Below are 14354 nucleotides of genomic sequence, written 5' to 3' on the forward strand. Positions count from 1 at the left end.
CTTTGAGGCATTAATTAAGGTTGCCGCCCGCAGGCGGCACAAGTTACGACGGTGCTTGCATTGATTGTTTTTCTTCCAGTAATTTGTCTACAACACCCGGATCGGCGAGTGTTGAGGTATCCCCTAAGTTGCTGGTATCACCAGCAGCGATTTTGCGCAGGATCCGGCGCATGATTTTGCCCGAACGAGTTTTTGGCAGTGAATCAGTCCAGTGCAGAATATCGGGTGTTGCGATTGGGCCGATCTCTTTACGCACCCAATTACGCACTTCGGTATACAGCTCTGGTGTTGGCTCTTCGCCATGATTCAGGGTGATATAGGCATAAATTGCCTGCCCTTTAATATTGTGAGGTACCCCAACCACCGCAGCTTCTGCAATTTTCGGGTGTGCGACTAATGCCGATTCAATTTCAGCAGTCCCTAAACGGTGCCCTGAAACGTTCAACACATCATCGACTCGGCCGGTTATCCAGTAGTAGCCATCTTCGTCACGGCGCGCGCCATCACCACTGAAATACATCCCTTTAAAGGTTGAGAAATAGGTTTGCTCAAAGCGGTCATGATCGCCAAACAGTGTTCTGGCCTGACCTGGCCACGAGTCGGTTATGACAAGGTTACCTTCCGCTGTACCTTCTTGTGGGTTACCCAAGTTATCAACTAACGCAGGTTGCACGCCAAAGAATGGGCGCGTGGCGGAGCCCGCTTTCAGTTCAGTGGCACCAGGGAGTGGGGTAATCATGAAACCACCGGTTTCCGTCTGCCACCAGGTATCAACAATCGGGCACTGACTGTTGCCTATTTTGTTGTAATACCATTCCCATGCTTCCGGGTTGATCGGCTCACCGACTGACCCCATGATGCGCAGCGAAGTGCGCTTGGTTCCTTCGATGGCTTTATCACCTTCGGCCATTAACGCGCGGATAGCCGTCGGTGCGGTATACAGAATATTGACTTGATGTTTATCAATAACCTGACCCAAGCGATTGACGCCTGGATAGTTAGGTACACCTTCAAACATCAAAGTAATTGCACCGCAAGCCAGTGGGCCATACAGCAGATAGCTGTGCCCGGTAACCCAGCCAACATCGGCAGTACACCAATAAATATCACCTGGATGGTAATCAAAAACGTATTTAAAGGTCAGCGCGGCATACACCAGATAGCCGCCAGTGGTATGCAATACCCCTTTAGGTTTACCGGTGGAGCCGGAGGTATAAAGGATGAACAGCGGGTCTTCTGCATTCATTTCTTCTGGAGGGCAATCGGCAGAAGCCTCTTTAATCAGATCATGCCACCACAAGTCCCGCCCATCTTTCCAATAACTAGCATTGCCGGTACGTTGAAATACGACGACATTCTTGATACTGGTAATTGCTGGGTTTTTCAGGGCTTCATCGACATTTTTTTTCAGTGGAATTGCACGACCGGCACGAATGCCTTCATCGGCAGTAATCACCAGTTTTGAGTTAGAGTCGATAATACGGCCAGCTACAGCATCGGGTGAGAACCCACCGAAAATCACCGAGTGAATAGCACCAATACGTGCACACGCCAGCATGGCAACGGCCGCTTCTGGCACCATTGGCATATAAATAGCAACCACATCACCTTTTTTTATACCCAGCTTTTTCAGAACGTTGGCAAACTGGCATACATCATGATGAAGTTGTTTATAGGTGACAGTTTTGGATTGGTTTGGGTCATCACCTTCCCAGATAATTGCGGTTTGATCACCACGTTCTGCCAGATGACGGTCAAGGCAGTTGGCCGCAAGATTCAGAGTGCCATCTTCAAACCAGCGGATACTGACGTGTCCGGGGTCAAAAGAGGTATTTTTCACTGTTTTATACGGTTTAATCCAATCAATAATCTTGCCTTGTTCACCCCAGAATTCATCTGGATTCTGCACAGACTGTTGATAGTATTGATTATATTGTTCTGGGCTTATCAGGGCATGCTCTGCAATTGCAGCTGGAATAGGATGTTTATGTATTTGGCTCATAATAGTTCTCCTTGAGATTGTTAATAATATGTCAATCAAAAGTTAATTATAGTGTGAGAGGCTGTTTTGTTTCTTTTTTGGGCGACAGATCACGCATAAAAGATGTTGATTTAGTGACTTACTTAATGCGTTGCGTGGTGAATCGATATCTTAATGATAGGAGAGGCGCGATGTGGTTATGTAATAAAGGAAAGAAATGTGCTCGTCAGCTCGTTTTTAGTATGAAAAGGGGATATTGATAGGCCTTGGTAATGAAAAGCATTAACTTTGCGTGATTAATGCAAATCAATGTAAGTTGTTAACTAAAAAATAATATATTAATTTACAACTGGAGTGGGAGTATTATTTTAATATCTCACCGGAATTAAAAAACGGTATATATTCCAACTTGAAATATTCATATAAAAATAAAAAATTCTCATGGCACAAATAGAATTTTTAATATCTTTATTTTCTTAATTTATGACCTCATTCTTTCCCTAAAAAATAGACTTTGGTTGCAGAGTATCCAAAATTAGCGGAGAATTGCGATAGTGGATATTAACAAAGTACATACATTTATCATCAAAAAATAAAACATAATCAAAATTTATGTGGCAATTTAATTTAGCTTACTTTCTATACTCATTGCTCTGGGTGTTATTTGTCATTGATGTATTTTACTGTTTTAATAACAAATATTTACTACGAACCAATGGCTTTTTTTGACTTATCTTATCCAGAGTGTCCATGTAGGCTGAGTGTAAACAAGGGTTGCAGAGAAGTGCCTGGAAGTGATACTGATTTAAAACGTGGACGGCTGGCGGGAGGCTGAGCCATAAGTTTTATCAACTATAGCCCCGTATTTAATGATTAAGTATTCTATTTGAGATGCTGGGTAACTTGCATTTTATGGAATGCTTTGAGGAATTTTTAGGGTATGAAAAGTGTAAAAGTAGGTCTGGCTTGGCAAATTCTCATTGCACTGGTTCTGGGTATTTTGGTTGGTGCGATTTTACATAACCAAATTGAATCAAGAGAATGGCTAGTTAGTAATGTTTTAAGTCCTGCGGGTGATATTTTTATCCGCTTAATTAAAATGATTGTTGTGCCGATTGTTATTTCAACTTTGATCGTCGGTATTGCGGGTGTGGGTGATGCTAAGAAATTGGGCCGAATTGGCTTGAAAACCATCATCTATTTTGAAGTTATCACCACAATAGCCATTATCATCGGGATCACCTTGGCGAATGTATTCCAGCCAGGGCACGGCATTGATATGTCGGCATTGACTGTCGTTGATATATCTCAGTACGAAAAAACCACCGAACAAGTACAAAATGGTAGCCACAGTCTGGTGAGCACTATCTTGTCGTTGATTCCGGCCAACGTCTTTGCCTCAATGGCGAAAGGCGACATGTTACCGATTATCTTCTTCTCAGTGTTGTTTGGTTTAGGGCTGTCTTCATTGCCAAAAGAAACCAAAGAACCACTGTTGAATGTGTTTAAAGCCGTTTCTGAAAGCATGTTCAAAGTCACACACATGATTATGCGCTATGCGCCTATCGGGGTGTTTGGCTTGATCTCGGTGACTGTCGCCAATTTTGGTTTTGCATCTCTTATCCCGCTCGCCAAGCTGGTTATTCTGGTGTACGCCGCTATTATTTTCTTTGCTTTAGTGGTCATGGGCACTGTGGCAAGAATATGTAAGTTGCGAATTTGGACTTTGATTCGAATTCTCAAAGATGAGCTGATTCTGGCCTATTCTACGGCCAGCTCTGAAACAGTATTACCGCGAATCATTGAAAAAATGGAAGCTTATGGTGCGCCAAAATCCATCACCAGCTTTGTCGTACCGACTGGATATTCATTTAATCTTGATGGCTCCACACTTTATCAAAGTATCGCGGCCATATTTATTGCCCAGCTATACGGTATTGAACTCTCCATCGGACAAGAGATTATTCTGGTTCTGACTTTAATGGTCACTTCGAAAGGTATTGCCGGTGTTCCGGGCGTCTCTTTTGTTGTTCTGCTGGCAACACTAGGCAGTGTGGGCATTCCGTTGGAGGGGTTGGCCTTTATTGCGGGTGTAGACCGTATTTTAGATATGGCACGTACGGCACTCAATGTGGTGGGAAATGCATTAGCGGTATTGGTTATCGCCAAGTGGGAACATCAATTTGATCATAAAAAAGCTAAGGCTTATGAAAAAGCGTTGTTTGCACCGAAACAGACACCTGTTGAAAACTAGCGGTTAAGTTATCTGTCAGCCAAAACCCCCTGTTAGAGTAATACTAATAGGGGGTTTTATTTTTAAGTGTCATAAGGAATAAGTGTGCAGGTGATTGACGGACATAATTAATTTAAGCCTAGGCGATATGACCAGTGAATCAGCTCGGCAACTTTGTGGACATCCAGTTTTTTCATCATATTAAGGCGATGGGTTTCAACGGTTTTTTGGCTGATCGACAGCTGGTCAGCAATAATACGGTTACAAGAACCTTCAGTGATCAGTTTTAAAACCTGTCTCTCGCGCGGTGTTAATACGGCTTGATTAGTATCAGTGCCTTGGGCCAGTTTATTCATCAGAACATTATTGAGTGCAGGGTCAATATAGCGCTTGCCTACGGCGACAGTTTGAATGGCTGCCATTAGGATCTGCTGTGGGCTTTTCTTTAGTACATAACCTAGAGCACCATTGTTTAATGTTCTGCTAGCATAGTGTTCTTCATTACGTGCTGTTAATGCCAGTATCTTCATGGTTGGCCAGCGACGAAGAAGCTGAATAATCACATCCAGGCCATCCATCCCCGGTAGCCCCAAATCAATGATGACAATGTCTGGTTCGGTCTGACGGCATAAATTATAAACATCCAGCCCATTTTCCGCCTGACCAACAATTTGATAGCGGGAGTAAGTCATAAGCATATTTTTAATGCCATTAATAATTAGCTCATGATCGTCGACAATTAATAATTTAGTATTCATATAGTTATTCCTTTACCTGATGATTTAAATGGAGTCGGGAAGACTCCGAGGCTGAAACAGCCCATGGATTATCTCGTCGAGGCGAGTGATGTCTTGTTGTGTAATGGTTTCCTGAGCTTCTATTGCTATTTCCAGTTGAATTACGGCGTCGTGCAATACAATGAGTCCTGCTTGTCCGGCACAGCCTTTCAGCGTATGTAGGTGCTCTGATAATGTAGGTATATGAACTAGGGAGTTTCTAGCCTGCTGCAACAACAGCTGCAGTGATTGTGCTAATTTAAGATGGAGTGAGGGATCAGCCAAATCTAATAATGGCTTGGGCGCTGATATTTGGGGTGTGAGATTAATCCCACGTTCGAGTTGAAATTGTGCTGCCAGGTCTAATATTTCAGCCAATTGACAGAAAGTGACGGGTTTCGAGAGATAATGATTCATCCCTGCCTGATAAGCTTTTATTTTTTCGTCTGGATTAGCATTTGCGCTCAATGCCGTTATCATGCCGCAATTATCTCTATTAGCCACATCATTGCGCCAATATCGAGTTGTTGTTAGCCCATCCATACCCGGCATACGTATATCCATCAGCACCAGGTCGAAACGCTGAGTTTGACCGATGCTTAACGCCACTTCGCCACTCTCTGCCAATGTAACCTGATGGCCTAACTCTTGTAGCATCATGCCAACAATGTCACGATTAGTTTCTGCATCGTCGACTAATAATATAGCCATCTGCCATGGCTGTAATGGCAGGTTTTGTTTTGTCTCTTGCTGATACGGTATTAGTTGATTTTGAATATCCAGATATTTTTTTACTTTGGTATATAAGCGGCCGGGCAAATAGCATAATTCGTTATCAGTCAGAAGTGTCTGCTGCATGCTTAACGATTGATTACTCTCTGTTAGGCAGGTAACTCCCCAAGCAGATAATTGAGCATGTAAGGGGAGTGGTGCATAGCATTCACCCTGAAAAGGTGTGGCTCCCGCTATTCCACTAAAGGGTAGGATTAATACGAAACGACTACCACAGTTAGGTTGGCTATACAGGGTAATCTGCCCCCCCATCATTCTTGCCAGATTATCTGCAATAGTGAGTCCTAAACCGGTTCCTTGCCCATAGTCGCTGGTCTGGGCAAAGGGGCGAAATATCTGCTGTTGATGCTGTAAATCAATACCACAACCGGTATCTTCCACGGTAAAGCAAAGTTGACTGTCTTCACGTTCAACATTAAGGCGTATATGGCCCTGCTGCGTAAACTTAACGGCATTGCCCAATAAATTAATCAAAATCTGTTTGAGTCGCTGACCATCCAGAACAAGTTGCAGTGGTACTTCTGCACTGACGTAGGTCGAGAGAGTAATTGCTTTACTCAAAACTTGGCTGTGAATAGTTAACATTGCTTGATCCAATAAAGGCAATATGGCCGTTCTCTCTTGGGCTAATTCTAATTGACCTGATTCAATACGAGAGAAATCCAAGAGATTATTGATTATTGCTAATAAAGAGTGCGAACACTGGCGGGCGGTTTCTGCTAAACGATTTTGTGCTGATGTCAGAGGGGTATTTTGTAATAGTTCGATCGCGCCCAAAGCACCATTTAGTGGGGTACGGATTTCATGGCTTATGGTTGTCAGATGTTCGCTCTTACGATGGTTGGCTTGTTCTGCAGCTTGTTTTGATTTTGCCAACGCGAGTGTACGTTCCTTTACTTTTATTTCCAATGTATCGTATTGCTCATTCAACTTATCCAGCAACTTGTTGTAAGCACAAGCTATGTTCCCTAATTCATCCATTCGCTTAATGGGCAAACGCGGCTCCATAGCCTGTGGACTCGTCGCTCCAATAATATTGACGAAATTCCACAAGGGAATGGCGAGGTAATATCGTAGTAATAAGAAAAGTATCAGAGTAAGTAGCAGTAAAATAGCCAGCGCAAAGGGAAGTTGATGCAACGCAGGTTTTGCTGCTTCCCAGGCAAAACCTATTCGCGGATAAATAACTAATTGTTGCCAGCCTGGGCCTTTTAGCTGAGTTCGGAATACCAGATAATCGGAGGTCTGTTGCCAGCCATCATGCAACTTACTATTTTTTAGTTGCTTAAGGATTTCATATAACTGACTCGACGGTATATTTTGGGTGGACATTGACAGTAACTCACCATATTGGTCCAGCCATAAATTAATATCTCGTTGTTCTATTGGTTGATTATATGTGACTAATTCATTCAGTTTTAATGAAAATCCAGCCAATGCGCCCGTTTGGTCGCACGCAGCAACAGAGATATGCCAGCCACTTTGTGGAGTATAAGTCGGCATACCCCAAAAAATATTATCGTGGGTGGGGAATATGGGGAGTAGCTGTAATTCTTTTCGCCGTTGCTTCAAATAATCATTGGATACTTCTTGTGGTTTAAAAATGGTAATTCCATCTTTTCTATTAATTGTAAAACTATCAAGATAATAGGTTTGACCAGCAGTGCCGTAAGCTTGTGTTATTGGAAGGCTATGCTTAGATTGAGGAGAATTGCAGTTCACTGAATTAATAAGATTATTGTTATTAATATCATTTTTTTTGAAGGAGACAGGTAATGGCCTGCCAGCTTGATAATTTACCTGGCTATTGATAAGTGAGGTCGCATCCCGCTCTGCCCCTTCAAACTGGTAGTTACTCAAATCTGTGCGTAATAAGGCCATGTGTGTTAATTTATTCACTAATCTCTTACGTGTATTCTCATATGAAAAGAATGCCGTTGTTGCAATTGAAATTAGCCAAATAGCCGTCAAAGCTATGCCTAGTAATAGTGTCAATCGAGTGACGAGTGATGATGAATTTTCCATAATAGTCACCTGACTGTTTTTTTCAGTACGCCACAGTCAAAACTTGATATCAAGAATTACACTAATTTGATCGCTACTTGTTATAGATTCATTTAATTCTGGAAAAAGAGTAAATCAGGCTTTTGCTGTATAACGAATGTTTAATTACGGAGGATAATTGCTGTGTGGTATTTCAGGAGTAACCGCTGATGCTGGAAATATTGAAGATGCAGCCTTTAGTCAGAGACATTGATTTCTCAGATAAAAATATGGCGAAATTTACGTTGAATGAGATTCCCGCCAGAGCAGTGGATTATAACCATTCCATTTGCATGGGGATTTTTTTTATAGAGAAAAAAATGATATCAGATACAGTTATTCACTATATCACTCTCATGCTGGTCGCTCTTGACGATACTCAGGATTGTGCTTTACAGCTTAAAGATGGTTATTGGTGGTTTTGGTGTCGATATACTATTGATGATAGAGATAATATAAAGAATACGCGTCATTATTTATCAGTAAAGTTAGAGCAAATTTATGCTGTTATTCAGTATCTTAATTCATTGGCAGTCACCGTAAATTCTTCTAAATCAAATGTCTTATGTGAGAATGAAAAGAACATAGGCAAGGTTATTTCATGAAAGAGATTACTGGCTTGATATTGCTGCTTTTTATGCCGTTGGCCTATGGGAAAAACATTCCATGGCAAGGCGAACCTTTCTTTATTTATAGCCGTGGCATAACCGTATCAAATTTGTTGGAAGACTTAGGGATGAACTATGGTGTTTCAGTCATCGTTAGCCCTGAAATAAATGAAAGATTCAGTGGGAAAATCCTGGATAAGACACCGGACCAAATACTCACCGAGTTAGCCGGGTTATACAATATTACGTGGTACTACGATGGCGAAATACTCTATTTCTATAAGACCCAATCCATCAGAAAGGCGTTTATATCACCAGATGGGCTATCGACGACCACACTAATCAAGTATCTCCAGCACAGTGAGGTACCTGCGGGTAAGAATTGCGCAGTAAAGGCTATTTCTCGTCTTGATGCAATTGAGGTTACTGGCGTACCTATTTGCATAGAGCGGGTGACGACACTGAGCAAAATGTTGTCTTCACAAGTTCGTAAACAAAGCCAAAATAAAGAAACAGTAAAAGTCTTCCAGCTAAAATATGCTTCTGCGGCCGACTCAAGCTATCAGTACCGTGATCAATTGGTCAAGCTTCCTGGTCTGGTAAGTGTGTTACGCGAGATGAGTGCCGGCAATAATCTGCCTTTGGTTGGTGTAAAAGATCAAGGAGATACTCCTGTCAGTGTACCGCTTTTCTCTGCTGACCCTCGACAAAATGCTGTTATTATCCGTGATCGTCAAGTCAATATGCCGCTCTATGGTAGTTTGATTGCACAATTAGATCAGCGGCCAGTTCAAATCGAAATCTCAGTAACTATTATTGATGTAGATGCTGGGGATATTAGCCAACTTGGTATCGATTGGTCAGCGTCTACCTCTATTGGTGGGGCAGGGATCTCATTTAATAGTGGCAATGCCAAAAGCAATGCCGATGGATTCTCCACTGTGATTGGTGATACCGGAAACTTTATGGTTCGTCTGAATGCATTACAAAAAAACTCAAGAGCCAGAGTTTTATCTCGTCCATCGGTTGTTACCTTGAATAATATTCAAGCGGTATTAGATAAAAATGTAACATTTTATACAAAGTTGCAAGGTGACAAAGTGGCAAAGTTGGAATCAGTAACATCAGGTTCATTATTACGAGTGACACCAAGAATGATTAATTCTGATGGTGTAAAAGAAGTTATGCTTAACCTTAATATACAGGATGGCCAACAACAGGCACCTATCAGCAGCAGTGAACCTCTACCTGAAATTCAAAATTCTGATATTTCGACTCAGGCTACCTTGCGTGTTGGGCAAAGTTTACTCTTGGGTGGGTTCATTCAAGACAAGCAAATTGAATCGCAAAACAAAATACCACTATTGGGTGATATTCCTTTATTGGGTGGATTGTTTCGTAGTACCGAGAAGCAATCTCATAGTGTTGTCCGGCTATTTCTAATCAAGGCCGTACCGGTTAACACAGGGGAATAATATGGCAGTCAGATTCAAACTTCGTTTATTGAGTGGTGAGCTGAATGGACGTGAGTTGAACCTACCCGAGGGCGAATTTACTTTAGGAGAGCAAGGGTGTGATGTGCTCTTGCCATTACCTGAAGGGCAAGTGTTGACCTTGGTAATAAGTGAAAATCAAATAATGTTACAGGTGCCAGGGACTGTGTGGGTTAATGGTCTTAGGCACGACTTGCAACATCCTATTCCCTTACACCAAGTCATTGAGGCTGCTGGACTCGCATTGGTCCTCGGCGAGAAAACTGATGTTCTCAGTGGAATAAAAATACCCCACCGTGCAGGGGCTCGGTTATTACTTTGGCTATCTGTGGTGACATTTATACTATTGTTTCTGATCGTTATGCTTATATTTTGGTTTACACAGCAATCTAGCCGATTGTTTTCTTACCTGCCTCCTGATATTCCAACCCAATTATCAACGCAATTGGAACAGCCTGCTTTAGAGGGAATAAAGGCAGGTTGGTTATCGGATGGCAGTGTCATGCTAAGTGGGCACTGTACGTCATCCTCAGCGGTGATTCAGCTGCAAAATTTTCTGGTTAGAAATCAGATAGCCTTCCGAAATAAGTTAGTTTGTGATGATCACCTTACGGCCAGTGTCAGTGATGTATTACATCAATATGGCTATCAGGATATCGAGGTTAGTACAGGAAAAACCCCCGGAAATGTTATTCTCTACGGGGCAATTGAGATGGGAGAACACTGGGTAAAAGTGCAGGAAACACTGGCGACAGTTGCTGGGTTAAAAGGCTGGACAGTGGTTAATTCCCATAATGGACAAATTCCACGATTAGTTGAGCATCTGAGAGCGTTGGGATTATTAGGCTATCTGAGCATGACACAAAGTCCTAAAGATATTGTTATTAGTGGGGTGCTATCACCCGAGCAACAGCAGCAGCTTAAACAACTGCTGACAACAGTCGCTGAGCAGCAATCTGAAGTATTACCCGTCAGATATCAGAATATCCCTGCCTCAGACCAAGCGGCTCAACTTCTTCCTGCCGCTATTATCAGCTATGGCGGAAATAGTCATTCGAAATTTGTACAATTAGCCAATGGAACTCGCTTGCAGCAAGGAACCATATTGAAAAATGGTTATAAAATTATTTTTATCTCAGAGCTGGGTCTTTCATTATTAAAAGAAAATAACTTAATACAAATACCAATGAACTTTTAACGATAGGTAAATAATTTATGCGACATATTACAGAGCTGGAAGACTGTATTAAGTATAAAGCTATATCAATCCAGCAGAAAAAAGCTTTATTGATAAAGGAGAAAATATTAATAACTCATCAATTGTCTATACAGCAAACACCTGATGATTATAAAAAACTAAATGATTTGATGCTGGCATTGAAGAGTGCAGAAACGATCATAGAAACACTAATTGTCCGCTATGAAAAATAAATTCATGTTCGGTGCCATTTCTTAAAATCACAATATAAATATAAAAGACAATAATTAACTATTAATCCATAGTAAATTTAACAACCATAAATAGAGAAGGAAATGTCATATGATTGATAATAATCCTATTCAGTCAATGTTGGATGATTTGCAAGGGAGATATAGTAAGTTAAATTCTGATTTAGAGAAACTTAAGGATCATCAAAAAAATGTTGAGTTGTTGCAAAATCGTGCGAATTTTGATGATAAAGCAAGAGAAGTTCTCTTGCGATTAGATGCGGCATTTCCTGATGGTTTTAAAAAAGAAAAAACCAAAATAATGAGCTGTATTTCACAACTTAAAATACAGTTTAAACAATTGGAAACGCAGCTTGAAAATATGAATACTACAAATAATAAATAGTTGCATTCTTTCTTAAAGATCCCTTTAACAAGAATATAGGAGTATCTATATGTCAAGTAATTACTATGTGGAAACACCTGAATTTATTGCTAAGCATATGGCTGAATCATCAGGAAAAGATGTCATGAAGTATTATGATTCTCCCAATATTATTAATCAATCAGATGATATTTTCAGTATAGGGCTAAAGGTTTTATATTCCTTTCTCGATGTACTCTCCAATTTAGCCAGTACGAATTTTAAAGGTATGCAGGCGCGCTCAAAATATGCCAATGACACACAAGGTGTATCTAATCAAGTTGATGAGATTATTGCAAAAGCTGCTAAGGGAGATGATAAAACCAAAGAACCACTCCCTGATTCAGTCATCGATTTTATGCGAAAGAACGGTATTACTGTTGATGGTATGAGTATCGACGAATATTTAAAAAAGAATGGACCAGAATTAGATAAAGGCCAACTGCAGGCAGTAAAAGCGTCACTAGATAATGAGAAGAATCGTGCCACAGATACTATGAGCCAGGACCAATTACAACTACAGAAAATGATGCAGAGTTATAACGTTTGCGCTAATAACATCAGTACATTGCAGTCCGGTTTGAAAGATTTACTGATGACCATTGCTCGCAATCTTTGCTAATTCCAGCGGTAAGGAGGGGGTGAGATGAATACTCAACCGAGTGATGCTGTCATTAACTTTATGCAGCGGGGTGGGTCTCTGCGCATGTTGGCTAAAATGGACCCGAAAGATCTGTCATTAGTTTATGAATATACCGTGCAACTGTGCCAAGGAGGGGAGTATGACGGTGCCAAGCGTTTGCTTAATCTTTTAGTGAGATTGGATCATTGGAGTTTCTCTTATTGGCTGACCTTAGGCCTGTGTTATCAACAAACTGCTGATTTTCATCAGGCAATTTATTGCTTCAGTCGAGCGGGACAAATTCAGATAGATGACCCTCGCCCATCCTGTTCAGCCGCCGAATGTTATATGGCTTGTGGTAATACGGCCTATGCGGAAAAAGCCTTCCGAATGGCATTGAATTGGTGCAATTCGCATTCTGAATGGACGCAAGTACAGCAGCAAGCCGAATGCGGGTTGGCCGCTTTATTATTGGAGATACGAGATGTCTGATGCCATAGGAATGAGAACGACAGCTCTAAATGATTGGGCAACGTTAATGGCGGGTAAAGCTCCGACGTTATCATCGATAAAAATGCCTGACTGGCGAGGTATTGCCGGGCTACCTCCTACGATGGATGTGAACATAAGTTCTCCCAAAGTGACACAGCAAGATGCACAAGGAGCGCTCGATCGCTTACTCACTTATTTACCACAGACCAAGGTAAAACAAGAGGATAGTAGTCGCTTATCCCTTGATCGGCTGGGTAACACCGATATGCAGCTCATCATGTCGATGGCCGGTAATCTGAGCCTCGGGGTATTCTCTGACTTGTGCAAATCGATTGGTAAACAGATGGCGCGTGCGACAGATGTTCAGGCTTTTTTGCGTGATAAACGCGTTGCTGAATACCAACAACAGATCGATAAAGCGATTGAACAGGCCGATAAAGCCAAAAAAGCGGGAATTTTTAATGCGGTATTGGATTGGGTTATCGGCGCAGTAGAAGTGGTTTATGGTGCGTTTAAAGTCGCCGAAGGTGTGTTAACGGGTGACCCTGTTGCCATGGCCTCTGGTGCGGCTTATTTGGCGGCGGGCACGGCAGGTTTAGTCAAAGCGGCGGCAGAAACCGCCATGCTATTGGGTGCATCGAAAGAAAAATGCCAGCAAGTTATTGATGTGGCATCTAAAGTTCAGCTGTCTTGCGAATGCTTTGCTATGGCAATTGATCTGTTTCAGGCCGCACGCGCGATCAATGCTGCTCGTGCAGTGACTAAAGGAGCTGGCGATGTGCTGAAAGCGGGCAGCAGTGAAGTATTGACGGACGTTATTAAACATGGTGCTAGCGAGCAGGTTGAGCAGCTCGCTGGGCAGTTTGGTAAGGATGTCTGCAAGCAAGTCTGTCGCGATATCTCAATGAAATCAATGGAAATAGAGATGGTTGAGGCCAGTGAGATGGCTGCTGCTGCCGCTAAGCAGGCAATTAAGGCGGAAATGACGTTGGTCAATAACATCACTAAGTCCTTTACCCAGGTTGGAATAGAAAAAATGGTTGGTGAAGTGACGAAAAATGTACTTCAGGAGGCCATCAAAAAAGGTGTCACTCTCACGGCGGAAGAATTGAGCCGACAATGTGTTAAAGCCATTATGAAAAAATCTGTCACCACCATTTTAAAAGATCTCTGTACCTCACCATTATTGATTCTGCAAAAATGCAGTAGTGCAGGCGTGCTTATTAATAATGGCCAACTGACTGTGCAGAATGCGGGTTTGCAAAAAGAGATCGAAAAATTAATTCTTGATCAGGACTTTACTCAGTTTATGGATGAATGGGTTGAGAAGAATAAGCAACACCAACTGAAACAGCTCAAAGCAACGTCTCAGGATGCACAAGACCTATTGACTAAATTAAACGATAACATCCATCAAAACGGTATGTTACAGGTGAAAATTGCGGGTTCATTGGTATAGCGA

At 41.8% G+C, this 14354-nt stretch carries 12 protein-coding genes; 9 read left to right on the top strand and 3 right to left on the bottom strand.

Annotated elements, in window-relative coordinates:
- Positions 1-43: 43 nt before the first annotated feature.
- Positions 44-2002 carry an acetate--CoA ligase gene (acs, locus tag DJ58_RS07420; protein WP_004706916.1) on the bottom strand — a complete coding sequence of 653 codons (1959 nt, stop codon included), beginning with the start codon at positions 2000-2002 and terminating at the stop codon, positions 44-46.
- A gap of 919 nt (positions 2003-2921) precedes the next feature.
- Between acs and gltP the strand changes: the two genes are divergently transcribed.
- Positions 2922-4235, top strand: coding sequence for a glutamate/aspartate:proton symporter GltP (gltP, locus tag DJ58_RS07415; RefSeq protein ID WP_004706917.1), 1314 nt, complete (start codon positions 2922-2924; stop codon positions 4233-4235).
- A gap of 107 nt (positions 4236-4342) precedes the next feature.
- On the opposite strand, the gene DJ58_RS07410 is transcribed toward gltP, so the two are convergent.
- Entirely contained in the window at positions 4343-4972 is a 630-nt protein-coding gene (locus DJ58_RS07410; RefSeq protein ID WP_004706918.1) for a two component system response regulator, read from the bottom strand.
- Between the two features lie 24 nt (positions 4973-4996).
- The gene (locus tag DJ58_RS07405) at positions 4997-7807 is read right to left on the bottom strand and encodes a two component system sensor kinase (RefSeq protein ID WP_032910359.1); all 2811 of its coding nucleotides are present in this window, start codon (positions 7805-7807) and stop codon (positions 4997-4999) included.
- A 188-nt stretch (positions 7808-7995) separates the two neighbouring features.
- Here DJ58_RS07405 and DJ58_RS07400 point away from each other — a divergent pair, with 188 nt between their 5' ends.
- The 8 genes from DJ58_RS07400 to sctE all read left to right on the top strand — a co-directional run bounded on the left by DJ58_RS07400 (position 7996) and on the right by sctE (position 14351).
- Positions 7996-8430, top strand: a complete 435-nt coding sequence (locus DJ58_RS07400; RefSeq protein WP_004706920.1) for a hypothetical protein — start codon at positions 7996-7998, stop codon at positions 8428-8430.
- Positions 8427-9908 (top strand): EscC/YscC/HrcC family type III secretion system outer membrane ring protein, encoded by a 1482-nt coding sequence (locus tag DJ58_RS07395; protein WP_032910360.1) that lies wholly within the window; start codon positions 8427-8429, stop codon positions 9906-9908. Before DJ58_RS07400 ends, DJ58_RS07395 begins: the two co-directional genes overlap by 4 nt.
- Position 9909: 1 nt before the next feature.
- Entirely contained in the window at positions 9910-11124 is a 1215-nt protein-coding gene (sctD, locus tag DJ58_RS07390; protein WP_032910361.1) for a type III secretion system inner membrane ring subunit SctD, read from the top strand.
- A gap of 17 nt (positions 11125-11141) precedes the next feature.
- On the top strand, positions 11142-11357 hold the full coding sequence (locus DJ58_RS07385) for an EscE/YscE/SsaE family type III secretion system needle protein co-chaperone (RefSeq protein WP_004706923.1): 216 nt from the start codon (positions 11142-11144) through the stop codon (positions 11355-11357).
- Between the two features lie 109 nt (positions 11358-11466).
- The gene (locus tag DJ58_RS07380) at positions 11467-11760 is read left to right on the top strand and encodes a hypothetical protein (RefSeq protein ID WP_004706924.1); all 294 of its coding nucleotides are present in this window, start codon (positions 11467-11469) and stop codon (positions 11758-11760) included.
- Between the two features lie 124 nt (positions 11761-11884).
- A complete protein-coding gene (sseB, locus tag DJ58_RS07375) occupies positions 11885-12400 on the top strand; it encodes a type III secretion system translocon protein SseB (RefSeq protein WP_370447131.1) in 516 nt (171 codons plus the stop codon).
- A gap of 24 nt (positions 12401-12424) precedes the next feature.
- The gene (locus DJ58_RS07370) at positions 12425-12892 is read left to right on the top strand and encodes a SycD/LcrH family type III secretion system chaperone (protein WP_004706926.1); all 468 of its coding nucleotides are present in this window, start codon (positions 12425-12427) and stop codon (positions 12890-12892) included.
- The gene (sctE, locus tag DJ58_RS07365; protein ID WP_032910364.1) at positions 12885-14351 is read left to right on the top strand and encodes a type III secretion system translocon subunit SseC family protein; all 1467 of its coding nucleotides are present in this window, start codon (positions 12885-12887) and stop codon (positions 14349-14351) included. The genes DJ58_RS07370 and sctE overlap by 8 nt, the downstream gene beginning before the upstream one ends.
- Positions 14352-14354 lie beyond the last annotated feature (3 nt).

The organism is Yersinia frederiksenii ATCC 33641 (assembly GCF_000754805.1).
Lineage (GTDB): Bacteria > Pseudomonadota > Gammaproteobacteria > Enterobacterales > Enterobacteriaceae > Yersinia > Yersinia frederiksenii.

Excerpts from the sequence above, each read along its gene's own strand:
- acs (WP_004706916.1), bottom strand. The coding sequence starts at position 2,002 with ATGAGCCAAATACATAAACATCCTATTCCAGCTGCAATTGCAGAGCAT.
- gltP (WP_004706917.1), top strand. The coding sequence starts at position 2,922 with ATGAAAAGTGTAAAAGTAGGTCTGGCTTGGCAAATTCTCATTGCACTG.
- DJ58_RS07410 (WP_004706918.1), bottom strand. The coding sequence starts at position 4,972 with ATGAATACTAAATTATTAATTGTCGACGATCATGAGCTAATTATTAAT.
- DJ58_RS07405 (WP_032910359.1), bottom strand. The coding sequence starts at position 7,807 with ATGGAAAATTCATCATCACTCGTCACTCGATTGACACTATTACTAGGC.
- DJ58_RS07400 (WP_004706920.1), top strand. The coding sequence starts at position 7,996 with ATGCTGGAAATATTGAAGATGCAGCCTTTAGTCAGAGACATTGATTTC.
- DJ58_RS07395 (WP_032910360.1), top strand. The coding sequence starts at position 8,427 with ATGAAAGAGATTACTGGCTTGATATTGCTGCTTTTTATGCCGTTGGCC.
- sctD (WP_032910361.1), top strand. The coding sequence starts at position 9,910 with ATGGCAGTCAGATTCAAACTTCGTTTATTGAGTGGTGAGCTGAATGGA.
- DJ58_RS07385 (WP_004706923.1), top strand. The coding sequence starts at position 11,142 with ATGCGACATATTACAGAGCTGGAAGACTGTATTAAGTATAAAGCTATA.
- DJ58_RS07380 (WP_004706924.1), top strand. The coding sequence starts at position 11,467 with ATGATTGATAATAATCCTATTCAGTCAATGTTGGATGATTTGCAAGGG.
- sseB (WP_370447131.1), top strand. The coding sequence starts at position 11,885 with ATGAAGTATTATGATTCTCCCAATATTATTAATCAATCAGATGATATT.
- DJ58_RS07370 (WP_004706926.1), top strand. The coding sequence starts at position 12,425 with ATGAATACTCAACCGAGTGATGCTGTCATTAACTTTATGCAGCGGGGT.
- sctE (WP_032910364.1), top strand. The coding sequence starts at position 12,885 with ATGTCTGATGCCATAGGAATGAGAACGACAGCTCTAAATGATTGGGCA.